Origin of the sequence: Tolypothrix campylonemoides VB511288_2, from assembly GCF_045999855.1 — a bacterium.
GTDB classification, from domain to species: Bacteria; Cyanobacteriota; Cyanobacteriia; order Cyanobacteriales; family Nostocaceae; genus Scytonema; species Scytonema bouteillei_A.
This window is the reverse complement of the sequence record NZ_JBFPMW010000008.1, coordinates 85130-92917: the sequence shown is the minus strand read 5'-3', so window position 1 is coordinate 92917 and position 7788 is coordinate 85130. Positions and strand designations below refer to the sequence as shown.

The 7788-nt window shown below is 43.2% G+C and carries 10 protein-coding genes; 5 read left to right on the top strand and 5 right to left on the bottom strand.

What is annotated here, in order from left to right:
- On the bottom strand, positions 1-199 hold a 199-nt coding region (locus AB0756_RS23315; protein ID WP_408019918.1), incomplete at its 3' end, for a hypothetical protein.
- Between the two features lie 33 nt (positions 200-232).
- Positions 233-394 carry a hypothetical protein gene (locus AB0756_RS23310; protein WP_162002280.1) on the bottom strand — a complete coding sequence of 54 codons (162 nt, stop codon included), beginning with the start codon at positions 392-394 and terminating at the stop codon, positions 233-235.
- Between the two features lie 275 nt (positions 395-669).
- On the opposite strand from AB0756_RS23310, the gene AB0756_RS23305 reads away from it, so the two are divergent.
- Positions 670-1338, top strand: coding sequence for a DUF1361 domain-containing protein (locus AB0756_RS23305; RefSeq protein ID WP_038091882.1), 669 nt, complete (start codon positions 670-672; stop codon positions 1336-1338).
- A 170-nt stretch (positions 1339-1508) separates the two neighbouring features.
- Here AB0756_RS23305 and AB0756_RS23300 read toward each other — a convergent pair whose 3' ends face one another.
- Complete coding sequence (locus tag AB0756_RS23300; protein ID WP_038091880.1) at positions 1509-2045, bottom strand: universal stress protein; 537 nt, start codon at positions 2043-2045, stop codon at positions 1509-1511.
- Between the two features lie 181 nt (positions 2046-2226).
- Positions 2227-2382 (bottom strand): hypothetical protein, encoded by a 156-nt coding sequence (locus AB0756_RS23295; protein ID WP_153021545.1) that lies wholly within the window; start codon positions 2380-2382, stop codon positions 2227-2229.
- A 248-nt stretch (positions 2383-2630) separates the two neighbouring features.
- On the opposite strand from AB0756_RS23295, the gene AB0756_RS23290 reads away from it, so the two are divergent.
- The 3 genes from AB0756_RS23290 to AB0756_RS23280 all read left to right on the top strand — a co-directional run bounded on the left by AB0756_RS23290 (position 2631) and on the right by AB0756_RS23280 (position 5110).
- Positions 2631-3803 carry a baeRF7 domain-containing protein gene (locus tag AB0756_RS23290; RefSeq protein ID WP_038091877.1) on the top strand — a complete coding sequence of 391 codons (1173 nt, stop codon included), beginning with the start codon at positions 2631-2633 and terminating at the stop codon, positions 3801-3803.
- Positions 3804-3851: 48 nt separating this feature from the next.
- Complete coding sequence (locus tag AB0756_RS23285; protein ID WP_038091874.1) at positions 3852-4667, top strand: hypothetical protein; 816 nt, start codon at positions 3852-3854, stop codon at positions 4665-4667.
- A gap of 92 nt (positions 4668-4759) precedes the next feature.
- Positions 4760-5110 (top strand): hypothetical protein, encoded by a 351-nt coding sequence (locus AB0756_RS23280; protein ID WP_050045179.1) that lies wholly within the window; start codon positions 4760-4762, stop codon positions 5108-5110.
- A gap of 20 nt (positions 5111-5130) precedes the next feature.
- Here AB0756_RS23280 and AB0756_RS23275 read toward each other — a convergent pair whose 3' ends face one another.
- Positions 5131-5784: a GntR family transcriptional regulator gene (locus AB0756_RS23275; RefSeq protein ID WP_050045357.1), complete on the bottom strand. Its 654-nt coding sequence runs from the start codon at positions 5782-5784 to the stop codon at positions 5131-5133.
- A 78-nt stretch (positions 5785-5862) separates the two neighbouring features.
- Between AB0756_RS23275 and AB0756_RS23270 the strand changes: the two genes are divergently transcribed.
- Complete coding sequence (locus AB0756_RS23270) at positions 5863-7497, top strand: 2-isopropylmalate synthase (RefSeq protein WP_038091869.1); 1635 nt, start codon at positions 5863-5865, stop codon at positions 7495-7497.
- The last annotated feature ends 291 nt before the right edge of the window (positions 7498-7788 follow it).

The window sequence follows — 7788 nt, the reverse complement described above, 5'->3', positions numbered from 1 at the left end:
CGCCAGTGGTGAGCAATCCCACTCCATCCCCATCGCCGGTGGTGAGCAATCCCACATCACCATCCCCATCGCCAGTGGTGAGCAATCCCACATCACCATCCCCATCGCCAGTGGTAAGCAATCCCACACCAGCACCTACTACATCCATTGTTGACAACAGCAATGTAATACTTTCATCCACACCCACTATAGATGTCAACGAATCTAATTATTCATCACCCTCTACTTTGCCTCAAGTAGAGTTCAGCAATGGAAATTCCATAAACACGAATCGGACTGACTCCTCTACCCTTGCTTCCGGTGTATGTTCAAGAAACAACACGAAAAATTCAGCCCAATGCGGTAAAGAAATATCGACACCCAAACAAACAATTGGTCCCCGCAGTCGAGTCATGATCCGTTGACGCCATTTCAGGAACCAAATTCAGTAGTCATGAAGTATATATAACAGCTAGTATAAGGACAACATTCCAAAGATGAAACTTCTAATTTGGCAAAGTTGTCCTTATAGTTTAGTAAGAAGGTGTTCTCATACCCAGTACCCGTTGTCTCCATTGCCAGAGGGAGCCCCACCTTCCCAATTACCTGATGACGTTTTCTCAGTTTATCAGCTAGCTTAAAAATAAACGGGGTTCGTAAACCATTTATACGCTTTTTAGGGAAGCAGTTATGAAAGAGGAACTGATTGAATTGATAGCTAGAGTCATACAAGTCCTGCAAATTAACATGCGTTGGATGACTTGGAATCTATTTCTGGCATTTATACCATTGGCTTTGAGTGTTTGGCTATTTCGCATGAAGCGAGGACGGTCTTGGGTTTGGTGGCTCGGATTCCTGGTGTTCTTTGCTTTTCTACCTAATGCACCTTACCTGTTAACCGATGTCATTCACTTGATAGATGATATCCGTACAATCCAATCAATATGGATGATTACCCTTGTACTGATCCCGTTGTATCTACTAGTTATCCTAGCAGGATTTGAAGCTTACGTTGTTTCTTTAATTAACTTAGGTTATTACCTGCATAGGATAGGCAAGAGCCAATGGATTTTAGGCGTTGAGATGATGACTCATGCTCTCTGTGCTATTGGGGTGTATTGGGGGAGATTCTTGCGCTTCAATAGTTGGGATTTTGTCACTCAATTGGACACCGTGCTGACCAAAGGCATAGAAGAAATTTTGGGGAAACAACCTTTAGTCATTATTGCTATTACTTTTGCAGTACTAGCAGTTTTGCATTGGATTATGAAACGGGTGACTTTGGGGTTTACCAGGCAAGGCAAAAGTGAGATGATTGTCAACCCAAAACACGTTCACTCCGATACACCCAATATTTAATGAGAAATTGTATGGCTTGTCTTTTCTAGAACATGGAATTTGCAGCTATACTTATAAAACCCACCTACGTGGGTTTTAGGATTTTTTGTGAGTGCTACAAGGGGAGAACTCCCTCCGGGTATGTGCTTGGGGACACGCTATATGTAAAGCACGCGCTACATGATGTGGCATTAGATGGATGGTGCTGGTTCTGACCGTGCAGTTTTAATTTTACTTGCAGTCACAGGATGCTGTACAGTCAAGACAGAACAAGAGGCATGGTGCAGAACGTAATTGCTGACGCTACCTAAAAACAACTCAGACAGACCGGAGCGACCCCTACGTCCGATTACAATTAAGTCAAATCCATTTTGTGTGGCAAACTCGCAGATGGTATGACCGGGACTACCAGGCTGTTGAGTCCATTCACAACTTATACCAATGGCAGTTGCTTCATCTGTAAGCGATCGCAACATTTCCATTCCCCGATTAATGAACTCCTCCCACTGTTGGCGCTGTATTTGCAAAATTTCGGTGCTCAACCCCAGTCCTACATAGTATTCAGGGCTCGACAGTAAAGAAGTATCTGGGCTTCCCTCTTCTACTTGCGATAGTACGTGCAACAACGTCAGGTTAGCTTGTAAAGCCTTCGCCAAGGTAAGTGCTTCCTCAAAGACGCTCCTACTGCTACTAGATGTGTCTAATGCAACCAGTATTTTGTGTAACATATGAGTTTACCTCCAAACTGTTTGGCTCGAGCTTTTAACGATTTGTGACTTTGCGTTCTTGCCGATCGCTTTCACTTATGTTTATAAGAAAACAATTTGAGGAACTTGTGAAGGCAGCATATCACCGCTGCCTTAAGAATTTGCAATAAGTCTCATACACGCAGTTTTTGCTCTTTGTTTGTCAACCAGTCTCTTTAACTGCGATCGAAGTTAAGCGATGGTTGATAACCTTCTCAGATTCTTGGATATCCATGCGCCGAATTAAATCATTCTCAATGGTATAAATATGCTGAACCATTCGATCCACCATTAAATGCCTTCCATGCCGTCTACTCATTCATGCCATTCGTGTAAACGCTTGTCATTACAGCGATCGCTACTCCACAAAACCAGAGATCATCTGGTAGTATTGCAAATGCTCAAACGTTTTATCTCTATTGCCTGCCATAAGAAAGATGAAACTTCACCTTATTTGACGTGAAATAAAGCCAGATTGAGCAATCTGGGAAAAACAGATCGTTAGACCGTTGAAAGAGTAGCGGTCTAATTTGGGATGTTTGTTCTCGTTCTTAGGAGGTATATAGCATGACATTAATTTCTAGAGAGGAAATAAAAACATTACTAGAACTGCCAAGACAAAATTGTGTTTCAATTTATATGCCAATCCAAACAGCCGGACCAGAAGTCAGGCAAAATTCTATTCGGTTTAAAAACTTGGTGAAAGATGCGGAAGCTCGCTTAATTGATGCGGGTATTGAGCATAATGATGCTGTTGCATTGCTAGCACAATCCCATTCGCTGGATCGGACAGATTTTTGGGAGCAAACAGGAGACCAAGGACTGGCAGTTTTTATTTCTAATGACGTTTTTCGCTACTATACTTTGCCTCTAGAATTTGATGAAATGGTTGTGGTAACAGACCGATTTCATATTAAGCCTCTGCTCCCGATTTTAAATGGCGACGGGCGTTTTTATCTCTTGGCTTTGAGTCAAAAAGATGTTCGGTTCTTTGAAGGCGATCGCTACGGTCTCCAAGAGGTTGAGGTAGAAAATATGCCTAAGAGCTTAGATGAAGCCCTCAACTACGATGAGACTGCCCAAGACGGTCAGTTTCGCATTGCGACCTCAAAAGGGGGAACTGCCAATTCTTTTCAACAGCCCGGATCGTTTCACGGACAGGGTAGCCCTGACAGGGATAAGCATCAGGAAAGCATCTTACAGTTCTTCCACGCAGTGAATAATGCATTAGAAGAAAAATTGCGAAACCAAACAGCGCCTTTGATGCTGGCTGGAGTAGAATACCTAATGCCCTTGTACAGAGATGCAAACACTTACCAGCATTTGATAGAAGACGGTATCTCTGGGAATCAAGAAATTCTAACTGCAGAGGAGCTGCACGAACGGGCTTGGCCGATTGTCGAGCCTCTGTTTTACCAGTCGCAGCAAGAGGTTGTGGAAAGATTTAATATGCTTTATGGTTCCAATACTGGCAAAGCATCCAACGATCTCAAAGAAATCATCCCTGCAGCATATTACCAAAGAATTGATTCCTTAATAGTTGCAGCCAACCGAGAGCAATGGGGACTGTTTGACCCGTCTTCAGATACAGTTTTCTTGCATCAAGAAGAAGAAACGGGTGATGACGATTTATTAGATTTTGCTGCTGCTTACACTTTGCTCAACGGTGGAACAGTTTACACCATTGGCTCAGAACAAATCCCATTTAGCACACCTGTAGCAGCAATTTTCCGATATTAATCTTTGGGGTGTTGTATAAACTAGAACAATATCTATACAACACTGTCCATGAAGGCTACTTGTTCTCCAATTTGGAGTTCTTTTATCACTTTAGGGCTTTTGACCGTGGCAAGCTTTTCTCAACCTGCCACGGCAGAAACCATAACCGGACAATCGGGTAACGTCCGGGCAGAAATATCTTACGAAAAAGCACAAGATTATCAGTATAAAAATCTTCGTTTAAAAATTATTCGTGCAGGCAAAACGGTTTTCGATCGCAAACCCCTCGCTCAAGATAACGACTACGATAGACCTTTGGGTGCGATCGCCAAAGAAAATCAACTGCCAATAGTAGATTTAGATGGCGATAAAGAACCAGAAGTAATTGCTGATTTCTTCACAGGTGGCGCACACTGTTGTACTTATTCTTTAATTTACCGCTTTGACAAATCTCGCCAGCAGTATACAAAGATTAATCATGCTTGGGGGAATGGCGGTTATGGACTTAAGGATTTAGATAAGGATGGATTGCCAGAGTTTGAAAGTCGCGACGATCGCTTTGCCTATGCTTTCACAAGCTATGCGGCTTCGAGTTACCCGGTACAAATTTACCAGTATCGCAACGGGAAAATGGTGGATGTGACTCGTCGCTATCCCAAAATCATTAAAAATCACGCGTCCGAACTTTGGCAGTTTTACCTCAAGGAAGGGAAACAATACGAAGATGGGAAAGGTATTTTAGCAGCTTACCTGGCAGACAAGTATATGTTGGGTCAAGGTGAAGACGGTTGGGTGCAAGTGAGACAAGCTTATAAAGGACGCGATCGCAATAGCTATTTTGCCGATTTACGTAAGTTTTTACGAGAAACTGGCTATATCCTTTAAATGTAGAATGTTATCCTTCACCTCATCTGGGGAATACTAACGATGGTTCAAGTATGCCTTACAGATGTGCTGGAAAGTTTTAGGAGAAGGTAATGTTCGATACAAAGCTTTGGCTGCAATTATCTGCAATTCTCTTTGTTGGAAATGTTGTTAAAATCTTCACAAACATACCCGTTCAGGTCACAACTGTATTTGTTGACACAGTAATGAATATCGTTATTCCTACACTTGCCTGCATCTACGTGTCATTACTTAAAAAGTATACACCTCTCTATCAAAACGTTTACTACGAACCACCATATGTCGTTTGGGTTGAGACAGGTGTCAGCTGGGTTGTTATCTGTTGCGTAGCAATCCTTTCTAGGAATCTGTCACCCGGTTTTGCGATCGCTACATTTTCAATCTGTCTGTGTCTGGCAACGGCTTTGAGAAGAAAGAGTTAAGAGCAGTGAGGGGCTTACACTTATGGTTGTAGTTGATTTGCAGCTGCATCAATGTGTCGTTTCAATATTTTAACAGCAGCTTTTGTATCTTTTTGACGACAAGCATCTAAAAGTTGATAGTGTTCCTTTTGGCTGCTTTCCAAATAATCTACTTGTTCCATCTGTCGGTGAGCATAGCGAAACATATTCGTATGTAAGTTTTGAATCATTTTCAGCAATCGAGGTCGATTTGCCAAGGTGTAGAGCGCTGCATGAAATTCCCAATTTTGCTTCGCCCAGGAAGTTGCATCTGTGACTCGATTGATTTCATCCAGAATCATCGCTGCTTTTTCTAAATTGGATTCAGCTAGGTTGGGAATTGCGAGTTGAATGGCCATCACCTCTAAAGCGGAACGAATTTCACAAATTTCCTGCACTTCATTTGGTGACAGTACCGATACCATCGCCCCTCGATTCAGATGAAACGTGACCAATCCTTCTGCTTCTAGTTGTCGCAGAGCTTCTCTCACAGGAATGCGGCTGACTCCAAATTTTGTGGCGATTTCATCTTGTCTGAGAGATTGACCTTCTTGAAGAATTCCTCGCAGAATTGCTTCTCGTAAGGTATCGGCAATGACATCTGGGGTGCTGCGTTGCTGTTGCAGCACGTTGGCGGCTAGGTCGTTTAAATTCATAACTTTTTTCATGCATAATGTATATTGTATACGATTTTTTGTATACAATATACAAAGTTAACACTCTTGGAGCTAGTTATGAGCATTTCCTCCACAGACCGAATCGTTATCTTCGACACCACACTTAGGGATGGCGAACAATCACCTGGCGCAACACTTAACGTAGAAGAGAAGTTAGCGATCGCTCACCAACTAGCTCTTCTCGGAGTGGATGCGATAGAAGCCGGATTTGCGATCGCAAGTCCGGGAGACTTTGAAGCCGTCAGAACCATAGCCGAACAAGTTGGTGGGGTACCGGGTGGACCCATCATTTGCAGTTTGGCAAGAGCCATTCGCGAGGATATTAAAGCTGCTGCAGAAGCACTGCAACCGGCGGCTCATCCCAGAATTCACGTTTTTCTGTCCACATCAGATATTCATCTCAAATACCAGTTAAAAAAGACCCGCGACCAAGTACTGGCAATAGCTGAAGAAGCGATCGCCTATGCCAAGTCCTTCGTACAAGATGTAGAATTTTCACCGATGGATGCAAGCCGCACCGAACCAGAGTTTCTTTACCAAGTCTTATCCACTGCAATTGCAGCTGGTGCTACCACAATCAATATTCCCGATACCGTTGGAATCTGCACGCCAAAAGAAATGGAAAAGTTGATTCAAGGGATTAGGAAAAACGTAGCCAATATAGAACAGGTGATTCTTTCGGTTCACACTCAAAACGATTTGGGTTTAGCCACAGCCAATGCACTAGCAGCAATTGAAAACGGAGTGCGCCAGGTAGAATGCACCATCAATGGTATTGGAGAACGTGCTGGCAATGCTGCATTAGAAGAGATTGTTATGGCTTTGCAGGTTCGCAAACCCTATTACAATCCCTACTTGGGTCGTCCTGTAGAAAGTGAAGCCCCTTTGGTCAATATCAAAACTCAAGAAATTTATAAAACTTCCTGCTTGGTTTCTCAATTGACAGGGATCGCAGTACAACCAAATAAGGCGATCGTTGGAGCTAACGCCTTTGCTCATGAATCAGGAGTTCACCAAGATGGTGTGATTAAGCACCGAGAAACTTACGAAATCATGAATGCTGCGGACATCGGGTTGCCAGAAAATCGGATCGTGTTGGGTAAGCACTCAGGGCGCAACGCCTTCCGGAGCAAGCTGCAAGAATTGGGGTTTGACCTGAACGAAGCAGACTTTAACAAAGCCTTCATCAGGTTTAAAGAAGTTGCTGATAAGAAAAAAGAAATGACCGATTGGGATATTGAGGCTATTGTGCGAGACGAAACCCAAATTCAAGTAGAAAGCGGTTTTCAGTTAGAACACGTACAAGTCACCTGTGGAGATTGTACTTGTCCGACAGCAACTATCACAATTGTGACTCCAAATGGAGAAATTGTGACTGATGCTGCGGTAGGTACAGGTCCGGTGGATGCAGTGTATAAAGCGATCGCTCGGATGGTGCGGGTATCGAGCCAATTAGTTGAGTATTCCGTCCAATCTGTGACAGAAGGAATTGATGCTTTGGGAACCGTTACCGTTCGCCTGCGCCATCAAAACCGCATTTTCTCCGGACAGTCCTCCGACACGGACATTGTTGTTGCATCAGCTTACGCTTATATCAATGCAGTCAATCGTCTTTATCGTTACTTGCAATCTTCCAAAGGAAACGAGCCTTTGAGTTCATCTTTCACAACATCAGTAAAATATCTCATCTAATTCTATCGGACAAGTCTTTTGAAGTGCATTAAAAGCTGTTTCGATCCCCCCTAACCCCCCTTAAAAAAGGGGGGAACTTCATTCTAATTCTCCCTTTTTACGATGTTTCATCTCTTTTCTAAAGATCTGTACACCACCGTAGCTCCCATTGGAGAAGGGCTTTGGAACTGTCGCGCTTTGAGTCAGTTGTGCAATTGATATCAAATCCGGTAGCATCTGAATGATTAAAAAACCGCAGAGAACGCAGAGGACGCAGAGGGAGAGGACAGAGGAATAATTCCGATACCGACG